Here is a 21,619-nt window from a genome sequence, read left to right as displayed (position 1 = left end):
GCACTACATGGCAGAACAGGCAAAACTTCCTCTGGGCAAAGTGCTGATCCAGAAAGGCGTGATCAGCGAGGACCAGCTGCGCATCGCCCTGATCGAGCAGCGGCGCAGCAGCGAACCGCTGGGCAAGCTGCTCATCACCTTGGGCTTCGTCACGGAAGCAACCGTGCGCGAGGCGCTCAGCGAAAACCTGAAACAGGTCAGTGCGGACCTGGCTAGCCTGGTGGTCGACGCCATCGCCTTGAAACTGATCCCGAAGGACGTGGCCAAGCGCTACCGCGTGTTTCCCATCGTCTACGAGCGGCAAGCGGACAATTTGATACTGGCCATGGCCGACACCAGCAACATCGTGGCGCTCGACCAGATCAGCGCCATGCTGGTCAAGGGCATCACGATTTCCACCGTGCTGGTCAACGAATCGGACATTTCGCGCGCCATCGACCAGTACTATGGCTTCGAGCTGTCGATCGACGGCATCCTGCACGAAATCGAAACGGGCGAAGTCAGCTATCAAAGCATGGCTTCGCCGTCGGACGAATACAGCCAGCCCATGGTGCGCCTGATCGATGCGCTGCTGGCCGATGCCGTGCAGAATGGTGCCTCGGACATCCATTTCGAACCGGAACAGTCGTTCCTGCGCATCCGCTACCGCATCGACGGCATCCTGCGGCAAATCCGCAGCCTGCACAAATCGTACTGGCCCGCCATGGCGGTGCGCCTGAAAGTGATGTCGCACATGAATATCGCCGAGGCGCGTGCGCCGCAGGATGGACGCATCAGCATCAAGTTTTCCGGGCGGCAAATCGACTTCCGCGCCTCGGCGCAGCCCACCACGCATGGCGAAAACGTCGTGCTGCGCGTGCTGGACCGGCAAAAAGGCATCGTCCCGCTGGACGCCCTGGGCCTGGCCGAGGCGGAATTGAACTTGCTCAAATTGATGATCGCGCGTCCCGACGGCGTGATCCTCGTGACGGGCCCGACGGGCAGCGGCAAGACCACCACCCTGTATTCAATACTCAACCATATCAATACGGAAAGCGTCAACATCATGACGCTGGAGGACCCGGTCGAGTATCCGATGAACATGATACGCCAGACCTCCGTCAACGAATCGGTCAAGCTGGGCTTTGCCGACGGCATCCGCTCGATGATGCGGCAAGACCCGGACATCATCCTGGTGGGCGAGATCCGCGACCGCGAAACGGCGGAAATGGCGTTTGCCGCCGCCATGACGGGCCACCAGGTGTATTCCACCCTGCATACGAGCTCGGCCATCGGTTCCGTGTCGCGCCTGCTCGACATCGGCATCCTGCCCGACATCATGGCCGGCAACATCATCGGCATCGTGGCGCAGCGCCTGGTGCGCCGTTTATGTCCGCATTGCAAGGAAACGGTCATCGCCGACGACGTCGAGCGCCGTCTGCTGGGCCTGGCAAAGGACGATGCACCCGTATCCATCTGCCGCGCCATCGGCTGCGAGCGCTGCGCGCACCAGGGCTACAAGGGCCGGCTGGCCATCATGGAAATCCTCAAGATGACGGCCGAACTCGATGAATTGACGGCGCGCCGCGCCAGCAGCCGCGAATTGAAGAACGCGGCGCGCGCGGCTGGCTTCAAAGGTCTCGTCGACGACGGCATGCGCCGCGTCATGGAAGGCCTGACGACCCTGGAAGAAGTGGGCCGCGTGGTCGACCTGACGGAAAGGCTGGCCTGATGGCGCAATATGTCTACCGCGCCATGGATGCGGCCGGCGGCTTGATTCCCGGCAGCATGGAGGCGGCCAATGTGCCGGACCTGGAAGCGCGCTTGCACCGCATGCAGCTCGATTTGATCGATTGCAAGATCACGGGCCAGTATCTGGTACTGCTGGGCAAGCGCATCATCCACCGCCGCGACCTCATCAATTTCTGTTTCCACATGGAACAATTGACGGGCGCAGGCGTGCCCATCCTGGAAGGCTTGAATGACTTGCGCGAAAGCACGGATCACCCGCGCCTGCGCGAAGTCGTCACGGATCTCATTGAAAGCATCGAGGGCGGCCTGCCCCTGTCAGGTGCGCTGGCCCAGCATGGCGACATCTTCGACGCCACGTTTACCAGCCTGATCCTGGCGGGAGAACAGAGCGGCAGGATCGCCGAGGTATTCAAGAACCTGTCGGAAAGCTTGAAGTGGCAGGACGAACTGGCCTCGCAGACGCGCAAGATCGTCATGTACCCCGTCATCGTGGCCGTGGTGGTGGCGGCCGTGACGTTTTTCCTGATGATTTATCTCGTGCCCCAGCTGACGGCCTTCATACGCAACATGGGCGGCGAGCTGCCGCTGCATACGCGCGTTTTGATAGCCGTGTCGAATGTTTTCATCGCTTACTGGTATCTGCTGCTGGCCTTGCCAGTGCTGCTGTTTTTCGGCCTGCGCGCGCTCGTGCGCCGCAGCGAGGCCGCCCGTTATGCCTGGGATGGTTTGAAACTGCGGCTGTGGCTGGTCGGCCCCGTGCTGCACAAGATCATCCTGGCCCGCTTCGCCACGTTTTTCGCCCTGATGTATGCTTCCGGCATCACGATACTGGAATGCATCCGCCTGTCCGAAGGCATTGCCGGCAACCAGGTGGTGGCGGCCGGCCTGCGCCGCGCCGCCCAGCTGATCAGCGAGGGTTACGGCGTCACTGCCGCATTCCAGCACACGGGCATCTTTCCGCCGCTGGTGATCCGCATGCTGAAGGTGGGCGAGGCGACGGGTTCGCTGGACACCGCCTTGCGCAATGTCAGTTACTTTTACAACCGCGAAGTGAAGGAATTGATCGAAAAAGTGCAGGCCATGATCGAACCGGCCATGACGGTCATCCTGGGCCTGCTGCTGGGCTGGATCATGCTGTCAGTGCTGGGACCGATTTACGATACCATCAGCACACTCAAAACCTGAGGCCGCCGTGTTCCGCAAACAATTACTCTACATTACCAGCGACACCCTGTGCGCCTACGACTGGAACCAAGGCGTGCTGGGCCAGGGCCAGACCTTCCCCGCCAGCGCAGCCGGGCTGGACGACTTCGCCGCATGGCTGGAAGAACCGCAGGCACAGCGGCTCGACGTGCCCGCCTACCTGCTGACGGACCTGATCGAGGAAGATTTCCAGCGCCAGCTGCTGCCCCACGTGCGCGGCAAGGCGGGGCGCGCCTTGCTGGCGCGGCGCAAGCAGCAATTGCACCGCGACACGCCCTACCGGGGCAGCACCCTGCTGGGCCGCGAAGACACGGGCCGCCACGACGACCAGGTGCTGTTCTTTGCGCTGACCAACCCCAGCTTGCTGCAGCCGTGGACGGAAGCGCTCGATCACTTGCGCGTGCCCGTGGCCGGCATCTATTCGACCAGCCTGCTGAGTATTGCCCTGGTGAAAAAGCTGGCGGTCGCGCACGAACACTTGCTGCTGGTGACGCAGCAATCGGGCGGCTTGCGGCAAAGTTATTACGAAAAGGGCCAGCTGCGCTTTTCGCGCCAGACCCTGGCCATCGCGCTCGACGGCGTGGCCGTGAATATTGCGCTGGAAACGGAAAAGACGCGGCAATTTCTCACCAGCACGCGCATGCTGGCGCGCGGCGACGTCTTGAATACCGTCATCCTGGCGCCGGCCGCGCAAATCGCCAAGCTGGAACTGCTATGCGACAACGGCGTGGAAGTGGCTTACCACTTCATCGACCTGCAACTGGCCGGCGAACGGGTGGGTTTGCGCCAGACGCCGGCGCTGGCCGACGAATTGCTGCTGACCTTGCTGGGCAAGCATCCGCCCCCCAGTCACTATCCGCCCGGTGCGCTGGCCCGTTATTACCACTTCCAGCGCGCGCGCAACACGCTGTATGGCGCCAGTGCGCTGATCGGCGGATCGGCCGCGCTGTGGTGCGCGATTCACTTGCTCGGCGGCATAGCCGACGACGCCAGCACGCAGGGCCTGGCGCAGGAAACGGCGTCCTACCAGGAACGCTACCGCATCGTCATGTCGACGCAGCCGCCTGCGCCGGCCAAGACGCAGAACATGAAAGTGGCCGTGACCCTGGGCCAGATGATCGCCAGTCATGCGCCGGAACCGGGCCGCCTGCTGGGCATGCTGAGCGCCGCGCTGGACCAGGCGCCGCAGGTTGCGCTCAGCCAGCTGCACTGGCATGCAGGCCAGGCGCCCGCGCGCGCGGCCGGCAGCCAGCCGGCGCAGCAGCCGGGCAGCAGCTCCCAGGCCGGCATTCCTGTCGCACCGCCGCAGGCGCTGCGCCTGGAAGCGGACGTGGCCGTGCCGAACAATGACTACCGCGCCGCGCTGGCCGCCATCACGGCCTTCGCGCAAACCCTGGCGCGCCAGCCTGGCTTGCAGGTGACAATCGAGGAAACACCGCTGGACTTGCGCCCCAGCGTGGCCCTGTCCGGCAAGAGCGCCGCTACGTCGCCGGACAGCCAGGCCCGCTTTACCCTCTTGCTCGCGTGGCAGCCATGAGCGGCCCCGTCAAGCAAGCGCCCCTGCCCGGCATGCAGCGCGCCGGCACGCCCGCGCGCACCCTGCCCGCCTGGCTGGGAGAACTGCAACTGGTGCGCAACGCCCTGCTGTGCTTTGCGCTGACCCTGCTGGCCAGCGTGGTGCTGCTCAGCCTGAGCGCCGCCTATCGCGCACGCGAAGCGCAGCAGCTGGACATGGCGCGCCGCACGCGCACGGCGGCCAGCATCCTGTTCAACCACGCGGAAGCGGAGAAGCAGGAAATCCGCGCCTACGAACCGCAATTTTTGGCCCTGCGCCAGCGCGGCCTGATCGGCGAGGAAAACCGCCTGGCCTGGATCGACGCCATCCGCCGCAGCCAGGAACAGCGAAAATTATTGCCAATCAGCTATGACATCAGCCCGCAGCAAGGACTGCAAGTGCCATTGCCCATGGTGATGGGGCAATATCATCTGCGCGGCAGCCGCATGCGCCTGCAGATGGATTTGCTGCACGAGATGGATTTGCTGAACCTGTTGGACGATTTACGCCAGGCCGGCTATTTCGCCGTGCAGGAATGCACGCTCAAGCGCCAGGCAACGGCCGGGGCCGGTACAGGCAACGCAATCGCCACGGGCGCCATGGCGCCCGCCCTGGGCGCCGAATGCGAGCTGCTGTGGCTGACCCTGGGCAGCATGGCCGTGCCCGAACTGGGGCAGCCATGAAGTGCACCCTCGTCCTGTGCGCACTGCTGGCTGGCAGCGCGCTCGCGGCCCAAGGACAGACACAGTCACCGCAGCTGGGACGATTGTTCCTGTCGCCCGAGCAACGTGCCCAGATCGATGCGCAGCGCTACGGGCCGCCGCCGGCCGATACCGCCCTGGCGCCGCCCGCGCCACCGCCGCCACCCGCCCCGCCCGTGGAATTGAATGGCGTGGTACTGCGCAGCAGCGGCCGCTCCACCGTCTGGCTGAACCAGGAAGCGCAGAACGAGCCGCACAACCGCCTTGCCCGTGGCAAGCCCGGCACCTTGACCCTGCGCCTGTCGAACGGCCAGGTGGTGCTGCTGAAACCCGGCCAGCGCTACGACCCGGCCAGCGGCACGGTCACCGAGGCGCAGGAGACGCAGCCATGACGCCGAAGCAAGCGCATCGCCAGCGCGGCGCCGCCCTGCTGTTGCTGCTGGCCGTGCTGAGCCTGGGCGCGGCCAGCCTGTTGATCAGCACCTTCGGCCACAACACGCGCGAGGCCCAGCGCCAGCAGCGCACCCTGGCCACCCTGGCGCAGGCGCGCGAAGCCTTGCTGGGCTTTGCCGCCACGCAAGGCCGCCTGCCCCGTCCGGCCGCCTCCGCCCTCGACGGGTGCGAGCGGGCCGCTGACTGCGCCGACGACGCCGAGTGCAGCGGCTTTTTGCCGTGGGTCGCGCTGGGCGTGGCGGGCGTCGACGCCTGGGGCAAGCTGCTGCGCTACAGCGTCACGCCGGAAATGGCGCGCGCGCCCATCGTCTCGTTTTCCGCCATCGCCAACCGTGTCGTCCTCACGCGCAACAGCCACGGCGACTTCGTCTACGTAGCGGGACAGGAACAATGCGACGTCAGCGCCCAGTGCCTGCCCGTCGTGCTGTTCTCGCAAGGCAAGAATCATCACGGCACGGCCGCCAGCGGCGTGCGGCAGCTCAACACGTCGCGCGGCAATATCGATGCAGCGGCCAACAACAGCGCCAGCCGCAGCTTCATCGCCCGCCCCGCCAGCGACTATGCCGCGCTGCCCGGCGGCGCCTTTGACGACATGCTGAGCTGGATTACCTTGCCCACCCTGTACCAACGCATGCGCGCCGCGCGCAACCTGCCATGAGCGCCCGCCCTCTGCCGTACCGCCGCCAGCGCGGTTTTTCCCTGATCGAGATCGCCATCGTGCTCGTCATCGTCGGCCTGATGATAGGCGGCCTGGTCACGCCCTTGACGGTGCAACTGGAGCAGCGCAAGGTGGCCGAGACGCAAAAGGCGCTGGACGAGGCGAAAGAGGCGCTGACGGGTTACGCGCTGCGCTATGGCTACCTGCCGTGTCCCGCCATCTCCGCCGGCAATGGCCTGGAAGACCGGCGCGGCGTCCGCTGCAATGGAGAAAAACGCGCCGGTTTCCTGCCCTGGGCCACGCTGGGGCTGCGCCAGGGCGACAGCTGGAACAATCTGTTCCGCTACAGCGTGACGCCGGCCTTCAGCGACAGCGGCCAGCTCTTCAACCTGTCCACGCCGCGCGACATCAGCATCGTCACGCGCAATGGCGGCGCACTGTTGCAGGCGACGGCGCTGAACGATATCCCCGCCATGATCATGTCCCACGGCAAGAACGGCTTTGGCGCCACCAGCGTGCAGGGCCAGCGCCAGGCTGCGCCTTTTGGCAACAATGTCGACGAGCGCAACAACGCATCGAATGCCACCATCGTCATCAGCCGCGCCGCCAGCGGCCCGCAGCAGCCCGGCGGCGAGTTCGACGACCTCGTCGCCTGGCTGTCGCCGAACATCCTGTTCAACCGCATGGTGGTGGCGCAAAGGCTGCCACGCTGATGCCGATGCCCATGTCCATGCTCCGGCCCGCCTTCACCATCGCCCGCTACACGCTGCTCGAAGCGCTGCGCAGCCGCCTGCTGTGGCTATTCGTGCTGGCCGCCGGCGCTGCCGCCGGCCTGGCCGGCTTCCTGCAGCAACTGGCGCTGACGGAAAGCGGCGCCGTACAGACGGCGCTGCTGGCCGCCACCCTGCGCCTGGCCAGCGTCTTCCTGCTGGCCACGTTCATCATCACCAGCATGGCGCGCGAAGCGGCCGACCGGGGCCTGGAATTGCTGCTGGCCCTGCCCATGCCGCGCGCCGCCTACCTGCTGGGAAAACTGCTGGGCTACGCAGCGCTGGCGGCCCTGCCCGCCTTGCTGTTCGGCCTGTTGATGGCGCTGTTCGCCGCACCCGTGCACAGCGCGCTGTGGGCGCTGTCGTTGCTGGGAGAACTGTGGATCGTCGCCGCCTTCAGCCTGCTGTGCGCGGCCAGCCTGCAACAAGCCCTGCCCGCGCTGGCCGCCACGGGCGGCTTCTATGTGCTGGCGCGCATGCTGGGCAGCCTGCAATTGCTGGCGCACGCTCCCCACGCGGGCGATTCCCTGCTGCAACGGACCACGGCCGGCGCCATCGACGTGTTGGCCCTGCTCTTGCCCAGCCTCGACGCCTTTACGCGCACGGATTGGCTGCTGTACGCGAGCGGCGACTGGCCAGCCCTGGGCCGCGTGGCGGCGCAAACGGCCATCTATGTCGGCTTGCTGGCCAGCTGCGCGCTGTGCGACTTTTACCGCCGCAACATCTGATGGACAGCGCCCAACGCCCCTGGTCGAGCGTGCCGCGCCCCCTGTGCTGGCTGCTGGCCGCCTGCCTGCTGCTGCAGCTGGGCTGGCGCCTGGCGCAACAGCACGCTCCCGCCCAGGCGCAGCCCCTGCCTGCGCCACCTCCGGCGGCCGTGGCGCGCCTGGCCAGCCTGGGCGAGCCGCTGGCGATGTCGAAGGCCATGCTGCTGTACCTGCAATCGTTCGAGGACCAGCCCGGCGTCAGCTTGCCGTGGCGACAGCTCGACTATGACCGCCTGGCAAGCTGGCTGGACACGGCGCAAACGCTCGATCCGCGCAGCCGGTACGCGCTGATGGCCGCCAGCGAGGTGTACGCGGGCGTGGCCGATCCGCAGCGCGCGCGGCGCATGCTGGCGTTTGTCGCCGCAAGCTTTGCGGCCGACCCGGACCGTCGCTGGCCCGCCATGGCGCAGGCAGTGCTGGTGGCCAGGCACCAGTTGCACGACCTGCCGCTGGCCCTGTCGTATGCGCGCGAGTTGCGCCAGTTGGCGACGGGGCCGCAAGTGCCAGCCTGGGTGCGCGAAATGGAAGCGTTCATCCTGGAAGACATGGACCAGCTCGACAGCGCCCACCTGGTGATCGGCGGCCTGATCGCCAGCGGCCAGATCACCGACCCGCACGAGCTGGCTTTCCTGGCGCACCGTCTCGAGGAACTTGCCAAGAAGAAAGCAAAGCCAGCGCCATGAGCCGCCGCCGGAAATCCCATGCGCGTCCGGCAGCATTTGCAGTAAACTGCCATTCCAAGCTCTAGCAATTTTTTCCAAGGAAATCCCCATGCCCCCACGTCGCCAGCACGGCTTTACGCTCGTAGAAATCGCCATCGTCCTGGTCATCATCGGCCTGCTGCTCGGTGGCGTGCTCAAGGGGCAAGGCTTGATCGACAGCGCCAAGGTGAAAAACATCATCCAGCAATCGAATGCGCTGACGGCCGCCGTCAACGCCTACCAGGACAAATTCCGCGCCCTGCCCGGCGACGATAGCCAGGGCACCACCCACGTACCCAACTCGGCCGGCAATGGCAATGGCGATGGCCAGATCGGCGACGGCCAGCCGCGCGAATTCACCCTGGCGCCGCAACACCTGGCGCTGGGCGGCTTCATCACGGGCTCCTACAACGGCACCTCGCAATTCATGACCAGCGCCCAGGGCGGCGCCGTCTACCTGTACAACGATGAGGTGGGCGGCCGCGCCGGCAATGGCATCCGTTTCGACAACTTGCCCGAGAGCTACGCCGAGCAGATCGACAGCAAACTCGACGATGGCGTGGCCAGCACGGGCAGCGTGCGGGCGAACATGGCATATGGCAATGCCGGTGCTATCATCCCCCGCACCGCCGTCTTTTTCTGAGCCGCCAGTCACTATCAAAGGAATACCATGTCACTGCACCGCACACTCATCGTCTCCCTGGCCGCCGCCAGCGCCTTGCTGGCGGGCAGTGCGCAAGCCCAATACGTGGGACCGACGGCCGGCCCGACCGCGCCCAGCAGCGTGGCTGCCATCTTGAAAAATCCCGTCGACGACCAGGCCGTCGTGCTGCGCGGCCATTTGCTGCGCAAAGTAGGCAAGGAGAAATACACCTTCTCCGACGGCACGGCGGAAATCCGCGTGGACATCGATGACAAGGTCTTCATGAACCGCAAGATCGACGCCAGGACCCAGGTGGAAATCCGTGGCGAAGTGGAAAAAGACTTCATGGAAAGCCCAGAAATCGATGTCGATGTGCTGACCGTCGTCCCGTAAGCTTCCTTGCCATCCCGCCGCCATGGCGGGATGCGCACCTCGCCCGCCTGCCATCGGCGCAGCGCGGCGCTGCATTTGTAGTCCTTGCACAAGCGTTTTTCTACTCCAGAAACTAGGCTTGTCAGAGCAATCAATTTCGTCTAGCATCTTTTCATTCAAGGTCAGCCAGCGCCAGCGTGAGCCTGCCTGTCGACTCATCCATTCTGGGAGCTTTCCGGGTGCAAGGTTTGCCTTCGATACGCTCACGAATTTCATGGCTGGTGCTCGCCTGGGTCATGCCGACGGCGCTGGTGTTTCTCCTGCTCGTGGCGCACAGCTACACGCGCGAGCGTGACCATGTCGTCAGCGAAACGGCGCAGGCGGCACGGGCAGTCGCCGCCACCGTCGAACGCGACCTGAGCGGCGCCCGGATGGCCGCGCGCATCCTCGCTGCCTCGCCGGCCATGCAAGCGGACGACATCGGCGCCCTGCGCATGCTGGCCGACAGCCTGTTGCAGCCGGACCTGGCCGTCAGTGCCTTCATCGTCTCCGACGCCAAGGGACGCCAGCGGATCAATACGGCCCTGCCCGCCAACTTTGCGCTGCCCCCCTTGCCGCAAAAATGGGCCGCCAGCACGGAGCGCGCGCGCGCGTACGGCAAGCCGCAGCTGACCAGCCTGCTCATGGCGCCGGACGAGGTGCCGCGGCTGGCCCTGAACTTGCCCTTGCCTCGCGACAAGGGGGCCGCCCATGTATTGACGGCGCTATCCCCGCCCGACTACCTGCCCGTGCTGCTGCGCGAGCTGCACCTGCCGGCCTATCTGGGCGCAGCCATCATCAATGCCGACGGCATCAACGTGGCGCGCACCCTGGCGCCACAGCGCTATGTGGGCCAACGCAGCTCGGCGCCCCTGCTGGAACAGATACGCCAGGCGCGCGAAGGCGTGCTGCGCCATGCCACCCTGGAAGGCCTGGATGTGTATACGGGCTTTCGCCGCGCCCCCGACAGCAGCTGGACAGTGGCCGTCACCATGCGCACCAGCACGGTGGCCGAAGCCCTGTTGGGTTCGGTCGTCACGGGCTCGCTCATCCTGGCCCTGCTGCTGGGTGCCGGCTTTGCCCTGGCCTGGCGCGTGGGCGGCCGCCTGGCCAGCACCTTGCAGGAACTGACCTCGCAGATCCACGCGCTGGCGCAGGGCAAACCCTTGCTTTTGAACAAGCACACGGACCGCGAATCGGCCGACATGGCCAGCGCCCTGGGCGCGCTGGAACAGGACCTGCGGCGCCACCGCACACAGCTTGAAAGCCTGGTGACCGAACGCACGCTGGCACTGGAAAAATCCACGCGCCTGCTGGAAACCGTGTATGCGACGGCGCCCATCGGCATGCTGTTCGTGGGCCTGGACTTGTGCATCGTCATGATCAACCACTACCTGGCCGCCATCAACGGGACCAGCGTGACGCAGCATCTGGGCCGTCCCGTGGGTGCCATGCTGTTCGACGACGCCGTGCGCGCGGACGTGGAGCGCTGCGTGCGCCAGGTGATCGAGACGGGCATGCCCATCGTCGACAGGGAGTTGAAAGGCCATAGCGGGCAGCAGCGTGAACAGCTGAGCCACTGGATCGTCTCTTATCACCCGATTTTCGGATCCGAACAGCAATTGCTGGGCGTATCGGGCCTGTGGCTGGACGTTAGCGAGCGCCACCGTAGCGAAGCGGAATTTCGCCGCTCGAAACATCTGTTTGGCACCATCATCGAAAACATCCCGGCCATGGTCTTCGTCAAGCGCGCCGACAAACTGAGCTTTGAAATGGTCAACCGCCACGCGGAACTGACCCTGGGACGCTCGCGCGAGCAATTGCTGGGCAAGACCGACCACGACTTCTTCCCGCCACAGCAGGCGTCCGCCTTCGTCAGCGCCGACCGCAAGCTGCTGGCCACGGGGCAAATGGTGGAAATCGAACAGGAAGCGGTCAACACGGCCGACGGCACCACGCGCCACTTCACCACGCGCAAGGTGGTCTTGCGCGACGATGCGGGGCGCGCCAGCCACGTGCTGGGGGTGTCGATCGATATCACGGAACGCAAACGCGCCACCGAGGTGCTGCGCGCCACTACCTGGCGCCTGGAACAAAGTGAGCGCTTCATCCGCACCGTCACCGACAACCTGCCCGGCATGGTGTCGTACTGGGACGCCGACTTGCGTTGCCGCTTTGCAAATAATTTCTATAATGAATGGTTTGGCCGCAGCAGCGCCTAACTGGCCGGCATCCACATGCGCGACTTGCTGGGGCAAAAATTGTTCGACGTGCATGCGCCCCACGTCGAAGGCGTGCTGGCGGGCCGGCCGCAAAGCTTTGAGCGCGACCTGCTCGATCCCGCCGGCCAGGTGTGCCATACGTGGACCAACTACATCCCCGATGTCGACGACAGTGGCGGCGTGCGCGGCTTCTTCGTGCTGGCCTCGGACGTGTCTGAACTCAAGCGCACGCAATTGCGCCTGCACGAACTGAACGAGCAAATGGTGCGCGCGCGCGACAAGGCCGAGGCGGCCAGCACGGCGAAGAGCGAATTTGTCGCCAACATGAGCCATGAAATCCGCACGCCGATGAATGCCATCATCGGCCTGGCGCGCCTGCTGGAAGAGTCGCCGCTGGAGCGGCGCGAGCGCAGCTATGTGGGCAAGATCCAGATGGCCACGCAGTCGCTGCTCAATATCGTCAATGACGTGCTCGATTTCTCCAAGATCGAGGCGGGACAACTGGTGCTGGAACAGCGCCGTTTCCAGCTCGAACGCCTGCTGGACAGCGTAGCCGTGTTGCTGGCCAGCAGCGCCTGGGCGCGCGGCGTGGAGCCCGTGTTCGTGCTCGACCCCAGCGTGCCGGACGAACTGATCGGCGACGCCCTGCGGGTGGAACAGATCCTCATCAACCTGGTGCGCAACGCCGTCAAGTTCACCAAGCAGGGCGAAGTGGTGCTGTCCATCCGCGACGTGTCCAGGGATGCGGCCAGCGTCACGCTGGAGTTTTCCGTGCGCGACACGGGCATCGGCATAGCCGCGGCCGAGCAGGAACACATCTTCGACGCGTTTTCCCAGGGCGACAGCGGCACCAGCCGCAAATACGGCGGCACGGGACTGGGGCTGGCCATCTGCCGGCGCATGGTGGAATTGATGGGGGGCACCCTCAGCGTGACAAGCGTGCTGGGCGAAGGCTCCGACTTCCGCTTCAGTTGCCGCTTCGACAAGGTGGCGCCACCGCCCGAGCCGCCCGCCAAGGGTGCGCCCAGAATCCTGTCGCTGCTGATCATCGACGACAATGCCAGCGTGCGCGCCATGCTGGAAGACTGGTGCGCGGCGCAGGGCTGGCACAGCCGCAGCGCCGACAGCGGCGCGGCCGGCCTGGCCCTGCTGCTCACCCACGCCAGCGGCGGCCCGGCAGCGGACCTGGTACTGCTCGACGCCGCCATGCCCGGCATGGATGGCATTTCCATGCTTACCGAGGCGCGCGCCGATGCGCTCCTCGCGCTGCCGCCCGTGATCATGCTGGTGGCCGACCAGGATAGGGAAAACCTCGAACGCCTGGCCGACAGCCTGACGCTGGCCGGCATCGTTTCGAAACCGGCCACGCCAGCGCGCCTGCTGGCGGCCGTGACGGCCGTGCGCGAAGGGCGCAGCATCCCTTCCGCGCCGCCCGTGTCCACGCCCCTGTCGGGCTTGCTGGAAGGCATGCGCGTGCTACTGGTGGAAGACAATGAAATCAACCAGGAAGTGGCGCAGTACATTTTGCTGCACGCGGGCGCGCGCGTGGCCATGGCCGCCAACGGCCGGCTGGCCGTCGACTTGCTCACCAGCACGCCAGACGCCTGGGACGCGGTGCTGATGGATTTGCAAATGCCCGTCATGAATGGCTATGACGCCACCCTGGCCATCCGCGCCCTGGGCTTGCGGGACCTGCCCATCATCGCCATGACGGCCAATGCCATGGACGAGGACCGCCTGCGCGCCATCGCCAGCGGCATGAATGCGCATGTGGCCAAACCCATCGATGTCGACGACATGATCCAGACCCTGACCCGGCTGGTGCCCGCGCCCCGGGGCGACGGCGACAGCGCCGTCCGGGCTGGCCATGTCGTCGCGCCCATGCCGGAGGTGCCGGCTGCGGTGCCCGGCATCGACCTGGCTGCGGCGCTGCAACGCTTCGGCGGCGATTACGGCGCCTTCCTGGCCCTGCTCAAGCGCTTTGAAAATTCGCAAGGCGACGCCGTCGAGGAAACCCGGCGCTTGCTGGCCGCTGGCCAGACGCAGCAGGCGGCGCAGCTGCTGCACCGCGTCTGCGGCGTGGCGGCCAACCTGGGCGCCACGCATATCGCCAGCCTGGCCGGGGAAGCGGAAAAAGCGCTGAAAACGGGGCAATCGCACGCCATAGCCATCTTGCTGGGTCGCCTCGAACAAGCGATGGCCGAAGTCATCGAAGCGGCGCGCACCCTGCCCTCGCCCTTGCGGCGCAGCCAGCCGACCGAGGCCGCGCCCGGCAGCGCACCGGTCGACCTGCGCGCAGGCCTGGCCCAGCTGCTCGTCTTGATCCGCAACAATAACCTGAAGGTGCTGGCGCAATTTCACGCCCTGCACCCCACCCTGCAACAGTCAGACCGGGAAGCGGCCCTGGCGATGGCAAACGCGATCGAGACATTGCATTTTTCCGTAGCGGAAAAACTCGTGCTCGATCAGCTGAAACGAGAGGAAAACAAGTGAGCTGGACCAACCTTGCCATGAACGGGCGCATCCTCATCGTCGATGACGCCATGGAAAACATTCAGATTCTGCACCAGTTGCTGCGCGAGGAACACGAGGTGCTGTTCGCCCTGAGCGGCGAGAAAGCGCTGGAAATTGCACATAATCAACTGCCCGACCTGATCCTGCTCGACGCCGTCATGCCCGGCATGGATGGCTATGCCATGTGCAATGCGCTGCGCGAATCGGCCATCCTCTGTGCCATTCCCGTCATCTTCGTCACGGCCCTGAACCAGCCCGAAGATGAGACGCGGGCGCTGGAAGCGGGCGCCGTCGACTTCATCACGAAGCCGTTCAACGCGGCTGTCGTACGGGCCCGCGTGCGCAGCCAGCTGACCATCAAGCGGCAAGCCGACGCCATGCGCGAACTGTCGCTAACGGACTCGCTGACGGGCGTGGCCAACCGGCGCAGCTTCAACGACACGCTGGACAGCGAATGGCGGCGCTGCGCGCGCGACGGCGTGCCGATGGCCCTCATCATGGCCGACATCGACCATTTCAAGGATTACAACGATACGTATGGCCACCAGGCGGGCGACCTGTGCCTGCAGCAGGTGAGCGCCGCCCTGCGCCGCTGCGCCGTGCGCCCGCCCGACCTGCTGGCGCGCTACGGCGGCGAGGAATTCATCATCCTGCTGCCGCAGGAAACGCGCGAAGGGGCCGAAGTGGTGGCCCGGCGCATTCTGGACGAAGTGCGCGCCCTGCACATCGCGCACGCCAGGTCCAGCGTCGGCCCGCACGTCACCGTCAGCCTGGGCATGGCCAGCGTCATGCCCACCGAAGGCATGGACCCCAGCGTCCTGATCCGCGCCGCCGATGCCCTGCTGTACCGCGCCAAGCATACGGGACGAGACAGGTATTGCGCGTCGTAGGGGGAGTGAGCGGACGCACTCAATAATCCGTCGAACGCGACAGCGTATCCCAGTGCGCCAACAAGAGGGGGCGGAAAGTGCTAAATCAAGCGTCGAGGAAAGCCCATTTCCGGTCCAAGCAATTTCCCGCTGTGTCATCAACGGGAACGCTGAGGCAAAAACGCCTCCGCTGGGCCTTATGTCGGCGCATGCACCGGGGCAGGCTGTCGCGATGCGATCTCGTCCAGTTTAATCTCGCCAAAGCGTTTGACAAAAGCGGCTTCTGCATCAGCCATGGTAGCCACCATAACGGCATTGACGTTCTTCTCCACCAGACAGTCCGAATGGCGGCTGCGATTGCCTATAGCGAAAAGCTTGGGGCGGCCGAGGGCCTCATAGATAGCTAGCAGCGTGATCTCGTGTAACGGACGCGCCAGTTGCCACCCGCCGCCATGTCCCTTGCCGGAGCGAACCAAGTTCGCATCGCGCAGCCCTGCCATGGTGCGCCGAAACACGGCCGGGTTGGTGCCCATGCTGCGCGCCAGCACCTCGGAAGTGAGCGGCTCGTCGACTTGGTCCATGTGCAGGAGGACGTGCAGTACGTCAGAGAGTCGCGTGTCTCTGTTCATCGTGTGACCTTTCATTTGACTATGCTTGCTCTGCTACGGTGGACGTTGACATGAAATGCCTCGACACGTATCATTAAAAGATACATGACTTGCCACGCGTCATCTAGGTCTTGCTTCTTCATCGCTTCAGGCCTTGCTATCCAGCACCGCAGAAACAAGAGATTATAAAATAGGAGATTATAGTGCGATACGACACGATCATCATCGGGGGCAGTTTCGCTGGGCTGTCGGCCGCCCTCTATCTTGGGCGCGCGAGCCGTTCAGTGTGCGTTCTTGACACGCGCGCGCCCCGCAACCGCTTCGCCAGCGCTTCACACGGTGTGTTTGCCCAGGATGGCAGCGATCCCATGACCATGCTCGCGACCATGCGCGCCCAGGTGGCAGCCTACCCGACAGTACGTTTCGTCGACGAGGCGGCCGTGGGCGCGGTGCATGAAAACAACGCTTTCAGCGTCACGTTGACGAAAGGTGAGGTCGTGTCGGGCACCACGCTGCTACTTGCATTCGGGATTACAGACATCCTGCCCGATCTTCCAGGCGTGGCCGAGCGCTGGGGTAAATCCGTGATTCACTGCCCCTATTGCCATGGCTATGAATTCAACGGGAAACGGCTTGGCGTGCTAAACCTTTCGCCTATGTCGGTTCATCAGGCTTCTTTGATTCCTGAATGGGGGCCGACGACTTTCTTTCTCAATGGAGGCGCGATTGAGCAGGACGCGGCTGCGGATCTCGTGCGGCGGGGTGTCACGATCGAACCCGCGCCCATTGAACGTCTGGTGGGTGAGGATGCGGCGCCGTTTGCAATCAGGCTCAGCAACGGCAATGAGCAACCGCTGGACGCGCTCTTCATCGGCCCACCGTATCGCTTTAGCAGCGACATCGCCGAACAGCTCGGCTGTGCAATCAAAGCTGGGCAGTTGGGACCCTGTGTCACCGTGGACGAGATGAAAGCAACAAATGTCGCCGGCGTCTTCGCCGCTGGCGACATCACACGCTCGGGCCACACCGTTACTTTTGCGTGCGCCGACGGGGTCATGGCCGCACTGGCCATCCATCGCTCGTTAATTTTTTGAGGGAACATATAATGACCGACAAACCTTCGCCCTATGCTAACTCGGGCGCTATCGCGTCCTATACGGATGATGCTCCTCGCAAAGTGCCAGGACTGGTAGATCTCCATCGCATGACGATGTTGCTTCTTGCCGAACAAGCTCCCAATGCAGCACATATTCTTGTCGTCGGCGCCGGAGGCGGAATGGAAACCAAAGCATTGGCCGAAGCGCAAGCGGGTTGGCGTTTTACCGGTGTGGATCCTTCACCGGCTATGCTGAACCTGGCGCGCCAGACGGTTATGCCATTCGCGGACCGGATCGATCTGTTGGACGGGACCGTTGATCAGGCGCCGGCCTGCCCCTTCGACGGCGCAGTATGCCTGCTCACACTCCACCACATCGACCGAAGCGAGCGGCTGAATACCTTGCGTGAAATCCGCCACCGTCTGAAACCTGGCGCTAGCATCGTGATTGCTGGTCACTCGGCCCCCGGCCCTGACCCTAGCCGGTGGATGAAGCTCTCTGTTGCGTTCGGCGATCGAGCCGGCTTCGATTGGACGAGGGCCACAGACACAGGCAGGATGATGACTGAACGCCTGTCGCTACTCGCTCCCCCCGAGGAAGAAGCGCTGTTGCGTGAGGCCGGTTTTGTAGATGTCGCTTTGTTCTATGCCGCCTTTTCCTTTCGTGGCTGGGTGGGGATCGCTGGTCACCAGAAACCTGATTAAGAGCGTTCCGCACCGACCAAGGGCCTAGGGGGATGCGCACATCCTGCTCATCGACCAGGCCGGCAGTCTTCTGCCGCGCATCAAAATCACCGAACTGCTGGTGGATGTGGATGAACGGACCGGCTTCACCCGCCACTTCGTGCCCCTCAAAAGCAGTGCGCAGGCTCAGGACAAGACCTTGCTACTGTCGGCGATCCTGGCTAACGCTATCAACCTCGGTCTGACCAAGATGGCGGAATCAACCCGTCAACGCAACATTTAGCTGCTGAACAGTCAGAATAAAAGATACTAACCATTCGAACTCGTACCAGGATAACAACGCATCAAAAACTCCGCCACGCACACGGGTTTCGTGTCGCCCTCGCGCTCCATGGTGACGGCCCAGTGTACTTGTGCCCCTTCCGGCAGGTCGTCGACGGAAAGAATGTCGAGCCGCGCGCGCAAACGGCTGCCGACGGGCACAGGCGCGGGAAAGCGTACCTTGTTCAAGCCGTAGTTGATGGCCATGCGGATGCCGGCCATGTGCAAGGCGCCCGCAAGCATGGCCGGCAGCAACGACAAGGTCAGGAAACCGTGCGCCACGGTGCAACCGTACGGCGACTCGCGCGCGCAGCGCTCCACATCGACGTGTATCCATTGATGGTCGTCCGTGGCGTCGGCGAAGGTATCGATGCGCTGCTGGGTGATGGTGAGCCAGTCGGAAACGGCCACGTGCTGTCCCGCCAGCGCTTGAAAACCGGCGATGCCGGCGATATCACGCATGGCGCTGCTCCACTGGTTCCACCGGACGGCGGCCGAACATGCCCATGCCTTCGACGGTGGTCACCACCTCGCCATGCTGGTTGCGCACGCTCCACACGGAAATGACGATGCCACGGTCCGGTTTCGACGTCGATGGCCGCACTTCCTTGACCTCATAGGTCAGGTGCAGGGTATCGCCCGCGCGCACGGGTTTGAGCCAGCGGATGCTGTCCAGACCGGGCGAACCCATGCTGGACGAATGCTTGAGCAGATTATCCACCACCAGGCGCATCATCATGCCGCAGGTATGCCAGCCGCTGGCGATGACGCCCTTGAAGATGGTTTTTTCTGCGGCCGCATGGTCGACGTGGAAGGGCTGCGGGTCGAAATCCGTGGCGAAGGCGATGATTTCCGCCTCCGTCACGTGGCGCTGGCCCAGGTCGATTTCCAGTCCTTGCGTAAAATCTTCGAAATACCAGTGCTTGGGTTTGATTCCGGTCAATGCGGTCATGCGGTCTCCGTCGGCAAAAAGCCCGGCTGGGCGATAAAGCGCTCGATATGGTGCTCCACATCGCCCAGAGTCAGGGCGATCATGGAGAGGCGCTTGAAATGATGGGCGGCAGGCAATTCATCGGTGACGCCCATGCCGCCATGCAATTGCACGGCTTGCTGGCCGACAAAGGTGGCGGCCAGTCCCACTCTCGCCTTGGCGGCCGACACCGTGCGACGGCGCTCCGCCACGTCGTCGCTATCGACCTTGGCGGCGGCCAGCATGGCCATCGAACGCGCCTGCTCCAGGTGAATGAACATGTCGGCCATGCGGTGCTGCAAGGCCTGGAATTTGCCGATCGGCGCGCCGAACTGCTGGCGCGTCTTCAGGTACTCGAGGGTGGCGGCAAAGATCGCATCCATGGCGCCCACAGCTTCCGCGCACAACAAGGCGGCGCCATAGTCGAGCGCTGCATCGAGCACGGGCCAGCCCTGCCCCGCCTGACCAATCAGGGCGTCATGCCCCAGCACCACTTGCACCAGGGTGACGGTGGCGGCGCGCTGGCCATCGATGGTGCGGTAGTCGCGCACGCTCACGCCCGGCGCGTCGGCGGGCACGAGGAACAGCGAAATGCCATCCGTCTCATCCTGACTGCCGCCGCTGCGCGCCGAGACGATGAGGGCGCCCGCCTGCGCGCCATGGATGACGACGGTTTTCTCGCCATCGAGCACGAAACCGTCGCCGCTGGCGGTGGCCGTGGTGGCGATAGCGTGCATATCGTGGCGCGACTGCCGCTCGCCCAGCGCGCAGGCCAGCGTCAGGCTGCCGCTGGCAACCTGTTCCAGCACGCCATCGTGGCCGCCGGCCAGCGTCAGAAAGCGCGCCCCCAGCACGGTGGCCAGATACGGTTCGACCACCAGGCCACGGCCCAGTTCTTGCATCACCAGCAGCATGTCGACGGCCGTGCCGTCGAAGCCGCCCGCGCCGGCCGGCAGCGGCAAGGCCGTCATGCCCAGCTCGGCCAGGGTGGCCCAGGCAGCGCTAGAGACGCCCGTGGCCGAGTGGACGATCTGCTTGCGCGTTTCAAATGGGTAATCTTTGTCGACCCAGCGCCTGAGCGCGTCGGCAAATTGCTGCTGTTCCTGATTAAAATGGAAGTCCATATCGTCTCCTTCTGGCTTACAAGCCCAGGATCATCTGCGTGATGATGTTTTTCTGGATTTCATTCGAGCCGCCATAGATCGATGTCTTGCGGTAATTGAAGTAGTACGCGGCCAGCGGCGCGGCCAGGTCTTCGCCGCCTCCGCTGTGTGGCGCGCTGCCGTCGAGAAATGCCGGATCGAAGGGCAAGGCTTGCGGGCCGATGGCTTCGACCATCAGTTCCGTCAGCTGCTGCTGCAGCTCCGAGCCGCGCACCTTCAGCATCGAGGCCTGCGGTCCCGGCCCCTTGCCTTCTTCACTGATGACACGCAAGACCGTCATTTCCAGCGCCATCAATTCGATTTCCAGGTGGGCCACCTTGGCGGCAAAGGCGGGATCGTGCAGCAGCGGCGCGCCGCGCTTGGTTTGCTGCATGGCCAGCTGCTTGAGGAAAGTCAGCTCGCGCTTCGAGCGGCCCACGGCGGCGATGCCCGTGCGCTCGTGCCCCAGCAGATACTTGGCGTAAGTCCAGCCCTTGTTTTCCTGGCCCACCAGGTTGCTGACGGGCACGCGCACATTGTCAAAAAAGACTTCATTCACTTCGTGTTCTTCATCGAGCATGATGATGGGGCGCACGGTGATACCCGGCGTTTTCATGTCGATCAGCAAGAAGGTGATGCCTTCCTGCTTGCGCACCGTGCTATCCGTGCGCACCAGGCAAAAGATCATGTCCGCGTGCTGGCCCAGGGTGGTCCAGGTTTTCTGGCCATTCACGATGTAATGCTCGCCGTCGCGCTGGGCCGTGGTTTTCAGGGAAGCAAGGTCGGAACCGGCGCCCGGCTCCGAATAGCCCTGGCACCACCAGTCGTCGCAGTTCAGGATGCGCGGCAAGTAATAGGCTTTTTGTTCGGCGTTGGCGAAGGCCATGATGACGGGCGCCACCATGTTGATGCCGAACGGCAAAATCGGCGGCGTGGCGGCGCGCGCGCACTCGTCTTCCCAGATATGGCGCTGCACGGCCGTCCAGCCCGTGCCGCCATGTTCGACGGGCCAGGCCGGTGCGGCCCAGCCTTGCTGCGCGACTATCTTATGCCAGCGCACGTAATCATCACGCTTCAGACGCAGATGCTGGCGCACCTTGCGCTGCAAGTCCGCCGGCAGATGGGTGTCGAGGAAGGCGCGCAGCGTGTCGCGGAACGCCGTCTCCTCGGCCGTGTAATGCAGGTCCATGTCTGTCTCCTTGTTCTTATCGGTTGCCGTGATGACTGCACGCAAGGAAGCTCAGCGCACAAAAAAGCACGACCGTTCTCAATGATTGTACAACAGAATGGGAGCAGCGCCAGGCCTTTTACAAAGGCGGCGCTGCCTGGAATGGAACGGAATTGGCCGGTTGCCGTCGTTGGCAGCGTCCCTACCCCAGGCCGGCTGCTGCGTCGATCATCAAGCGCTCGCAGCGCGTCCGAGGTCCATGCCGAGCTTGTCCACAAAGCGTTCCATGGTTTCCTCGCCTAAATGGGGGTGTACTGAATTCTGTGTAAACGGTTTTTCGTTTAAGTCTGCGGTACCCGGTCTTCAAACTGGATGGCGAAGCGGTTCAGTGCCGCTTTCCAGTCCCGTATTGGCATCGTCCACTTCTTGCTA

General features: G+C 64.3%; 21 protein-coding genes and 1 pseudogene. 17 read left to right on the top strand and 5 right to left on the bottom strand.

Annotated features, from left to right (window positions below; genetic code table 11):
* Positions 1-7: 7 nt before the first annotated feature.
* From CSZ94_RS19525 to CSZ94_RS19460, 14 genes are all read left to right on the top strand, one after another.
* Positions 8-1,711: a GspE/PulE family protein gene (locus CSZ94_RS19525; protein ID WP_102123046.1), complete on the top strand. Its 1,704-nt coding sequence runs from the start codon at positions 8-10 to the stop codon at positions 1,709-1,711.
* Entirely contained in the window at positions 1,711-2,916 is a 1,206-nt protein-coding gene (locus CSZ94_RS19520; protein ID WP_102123045.1) for a type II secretion system F family protein, read from the top strand. Before CSZ94_RS19525 ends, CSZ94_RS19520 begins: the two co-directional genes overlap by 1 nt.
* A 7-nt stretch (positions 2,917-2,923) precedes the next feature.
* On the top strand, positions 2,924-4,471 hold the full coding sequence (locus CSZ94_RS19515) for a hypothetical protein (protein WP_102123044.1): 1,548 nt from the start codon (positions 2,924-2,926) through the stop codon (positions 4,469-4,471).
* Positions 4,468-5,172, top strand: a complete 705-nt coding sequence (locus CSZ94_RS19510; RefSeq protein WP_258001097.1) for a hypothetical protein — start codon at positions 4,468-4,470, stop codon at positions 5,170-5,172. The genes CSZ94_RS19515 and CSZ94_RS19510 overlap by 4 nt, the downstream gene beginning before the upstream one ends.
* Positions 5,169-5,582, top strand: a complete 414-nt coding sequence (locus CSZ94_RS19505; protein ID WP_102123043.1) for a hypothetical protein — start codon at positions 5,169-5,171, stop codon at positions 5,580-5,582. Before CSZ94_RS19510 ends, CSZ94_RS19505 begins: the two co-directional genes overlap by 4 nt.
* A complete protein-coding gene (locus CSZ94_RS19500; protein ID WP_102123042.1) occupies positions 5,579-6,301 on the top strand; it encodes a hypothetical protein in 723 nt (240 codons plus the stop codon). The genes CSZ94_RS19505 and CSZ94_RS19500 overlap by 4 nt, the downstream gene beginning before the upstream one ends.
* Complete coding sequence (locus CSZ94_RS19495; protein ID WP_102123041.1) at positions 6,298-7,014, top strand: type II secretion system protein; 717 nt, start codon at positions 6,298-6,300, stop codon at positions 7,012-7,014. Before CSZ94_RS19500 ends, CSZ94_RS19495 begins: the two co-directional genes overlap by 4 nt.
* Before the next feature lie 11 nt (positions 7,015-7,025).
* Positions 7,026-7,799 carry an ABC transporter permease subunit gene (locus tag CSZ94_RS19490; protein WP_258001096.1) on the top strand — a complete coding sequence of 258 codons (774 nt, stop codon included), beginning with the start codon at positions 7,026-7,028 and terminating at the stop codon, positions 7,797-7,799.
* On the top strand, positions 7,799-8,521 hold the full coding sequence (locus CSZ94_RS19485) for a hypothetical protein (RefSeq protein ID WP_102123040.1): 723 nt from the start codon (positions 7,799-7,801) through the stop codon (positions 8,519-8,521). The genes CSZ94_RS19490 and CSZ94_RS19485 overlap by 1 nt, the downstream gene beginning before the upstream one ends.
* 88 nt (positions 8,522-8,609) lie before the next feature.
* A complete protein-coding gene (locus CSZ94_RS19480; protein ID WP_102123039.1) occupies positions 8,610-9,182 on the top strand; it encodes a prepilin-type N-terminal cleavage/methylation domain-containing protein in 573 nt (190 codons plus the stop codon).
* A gap of 27 nt (positions 9,183-9,209) precedes the next feature.
* A complete protein-coding gene (locus tag CSZ94_RS19475; RefSeq protein WP_102123038.1) occupies positions 9,210-9,575 on the top strand; it encodes a YgiW/YdeI family stress tolerance OB fold protein in 366 nt (121 codons plus the stop codon).
* A gap of 260 nt (positions 9,576-9,835) precedes the next feature.
* Positions 9,836-11,815, top strand: coding sequence for a PAS domain-containing protein (locus tag CSZ94_RS19470; protein WP_146009854.1), 1,980 nt, complete (start codon positions 9,836-9,838; stop codon positions 11,813-11,815).
* A 15-nt stretch (positions 11,816-11,830) separates the two neighbouring features.
* Complete coding sequence (locus CSZ94_RS19465; RefSeq protein WP_102123036.1) at positions 11,831-14,308, top strand: response regulator; 2,478 nt, start codon at positions 11,831-11,833, stop codon at positions 14,306-14,308.
* Positions 14,305-15,219, top strand: a complete 915-nt coding sequence (locus CSZ94_RS19460) for a diguanylate cyclase domain-containing protein (RefSeq protein WP_102123035.1) — start codon at positions 14,305-14,307, stop codon at positions 15,217-15,219. Before CSZ94_RS19465 ends, CSZ94_RS19460 begins: the two co-directional genes overlap by 4 nt.
* 176 nt (positions 15,220-15,395) lie before the next feature.
* Here the strand turns inward: CSZ94_RS19460 and CSZ94_RS19455 are convergent, their stop codons facing one another.
* Complete coding sequence (locus CSZ94_RS19455; RefSeq protein WP_258001095.1) at positions 15,396-15,842, bottom strand: Rrf2 family transcriptional regulator; 447 nt, start codon at positions 15,840-15,842, stop codon at positions 15,396-15,398.
* Positions 15,843-16,009: 167 nt separating this feature from the next.
* Between CSZ94_RS19455 and CSZ94_RS19450 the strand changes: the two genes are divergently transcribed.
* The 3 genes and pseudogenes from CSZ94_RS19450 to CSZ94_RS19440 form a co-directional block, all read left to right on the top strand.
* Entirely contained in the window at positions 16,010-16,900 is an 891-nt protein-coding gene (locus tag CSZ94_RS19450) for an NAD(P)/FAD-dependent oxidoreductase (protein WP_102123033.1), read from the top strand.
* Positions 16,901-16,911: 11 nt separating this feature from the next.
* Positions 16,912-17,607, top strand: a complete 696-nt coding sequence (locus tag CSZ94_RS19445; protein ID WP_102123032.1) for a class I SAM-dependent methyltransferase — start codon at positions 16,912-16,914, stop codon at positions 17,605-17,607.
* 46 nt (positions 17,608-17,653) lie between these two features.
* Positions 17,654-17,848 (top strand): annotated as a pseudogene (locus CSZ94_RS19440) (Tn3 family transposase); the annotation flags it as partial.
* 47 nt (positions 17,849-17,895) lie between these two features.
* Here CSZ94_RS19440 and CSZ94_RS19435 read toward each other — a convergent pair.
* Genes CSZ94_RS19435 through CSZ94_RS19420 form a run of 4 tightly spaced genes read right to left on the bottom strand, consistent with a single transcriptional unit; the run spans position 17,896 to position 21,208 of the window.
* Entirely contained in the window at positions 17,896-18,369 is a 474-nt protein-coding gene (locus tag CSZ94_RS19435) for a MaoC family dehydratase (RefSeq protein WP_102123031.1), read from the bottom strand.
* Positions 18,362-18,859 (bottom strand): MaoC family dehydratase, encoded by a 498-nt coding sequence (locus tag CSZ94_RS19430; RefSeq protein ID WP_102123030.1) that lies wholly within the window; start codon positions 18,857-18,859, stop codon positions 18,362-18,364. Before CSZ94_RS19430 ends, CSZ94_RS19435 begins: the two co-directional genes overlap by 8 nt.
* Entirely contained in the window at positions 18,856-20,001 is a 1,146-nt protein-coding gene (locus tag CSZ94_RS19425) for an acyl-CoA dehydrogenase family protein (protein WP_102123029.1), read from the bottom strand. The genes CSZ94_RS19430 and CSZ94_RS19425 overlap by 4 nt, the downstream gene beginning before the upstream one ends.
* Positions 20,002-20,017: 16 nt before the next feature.
* Entirely contained in the window at positions 20,018-21,208 is a 1,191-nt protein-coding gene (locus CSZ94_RS19420) for an acyl-CoA dehydrogenase family protein (RefSeq protein WP_102123028.1), read from the bottom strand.
* Positions 21,209-21,619: the final 411 nt, after the last annotated feature.

It is taken from the genome of Janthinobacterium sp. ROICE36 (genome assembly GCF_002869965.1).
Taxonomy (GTDB): Bacteria; Pseudomonadota; Gammaproteobacteria; order Burkholderiales; family Burkholderiaceae_D; genus Janthinobacterium.
The sequence above is the reverse complement of the archived record's forward strand: the minus strand, read 5'-3'. Positions and strand labels throughout refer to the sequence as shown.

Excerpts from the sequence above, each read along its gene's own strand:
- CSZ94_RS19430 (WP_102123030.1), bottom strand. The coding sequence starts at position 18,859 with ATGACCGCATTGACCGGAATCAAACCCAAGCACTGGTATTTCGAAGAT.
- CSZ94_RS19485 (WP_102123040.1), top strand. The coding sequence starts at position 7,799 with ATGGACAGCGCCCAACGCCCCTGGTCGAGCGTGCCGCGCCCCCTGTGC.
- CSZ94_RS19420 (WP_102123028.1), bottom strand. The coding sequence starts at position 21,208 with ATGGACCTGCATTACACGGCCGAGGAGACGGCGTTCCGCGACACGCTG.
- CSZ94_RS19445 (WP_102123032.1), top strand. The coding sequence starts at position 16,912 with ATGACCGACAAACCTTCGCCCTATGCTAACTCGGGCGCTATCGCGTCC.
- CSZ94_RS19455 (WP_258001095.1), bottom strand. The coding sequence starts at position 15,842 with ATGAAAGGTCACACGATGAACAGAGACACGCGACTCTCTGACGTACTG.
- CSZ94_RS19510 (WP_258001097.1), top strand. The coding sequence starts at position 4,468 with ATGAGCGGCCCCGTCAAGCAAGCGCCCCTGCCCGGCATGCAGCGCGCC.
- CSZ94_RS19520 (WP_102123045.1), top strand. The coding sequence starts at position 1,711 with ATGGCGCAATATGTCTACCGCGCCATGGATGCGGCCGGCGGCTTGATT.
- CSZ94_RS19465 (WP_102123036.1), top strand. The coding sequence starts at position 11,831 with ATGCGCGACTTGCTGGGGCAAAAATTGTTCGACGTGCATGCGCCCCAC.
- CSZ94_RS19490 (WP_258001096.1), top strand. The coding sequence starts at position 7,026 with ATGTCCATGCTCCGGCCCGCCTTCACCATCGCCCGCTACACGCTGCTC.
- CSZ94_RS19500 (WP_102123042.1), top strand. The coding sequence starts at position 5,579 with ATGACGCCGAAGCAAGCGCATCGCCAGCGCGGCGCCGCCCTGCTGTTG.
- CSZ94_RS19435 (WP_102123031.1), bottom strand. The coding sequence starts at position 18,369 with ATGCGTGATATCGCCGGCATCGCCGGTTTTCAAGCGCTGGCGGGACAG.
- CSZ94_RS19475 (WP_102123038.1), top strand. The coding sequence starts at position 9,210 with ATGTCACTGCACCGCACACTCATCGTCTCCCTGGCCGCCGCCAGCGCC.
- CSZ94_RS19525 (WP_102123046.1), top strand. The coding sequence starts at position 8 with ATGGCAGAACAGGCAAAACTTCCTCTGGGCAAAGTGCTGATCCAGAAA.
- CSZ94_RS19480 (WP_102123039.1), top strand. The coding sequence starts at position 8,610 with ATGCCCCCACGTCGCCAGCACGGCTTTACGCTCGTAGAAATCGCCATC.
- CSZ94_RS19495 (WP_102123041.1), top strand. The coding sequence starts at position 6,298 with ATGAGCGCCCGCCCTCTGCCGTACCGCCGCCAGCGCGGTTTTTCCCTG.
- CSZ94_RS19425 (WP_102123029.1), bottom strand. The coding sequence starts at position 20,001 with ATGGACTTCCATTTTAATCAGGAACAGCAGCAATTTGCCGACGCGCTC.
- CSZ94_RS19505 (WP_102123043.1), top strand. The coding sequence starts at position 5,169 with ATGAAGTGCACCCTCGTCCTGTGCGCACTGCTGGCTGGCAGCGCGCTC.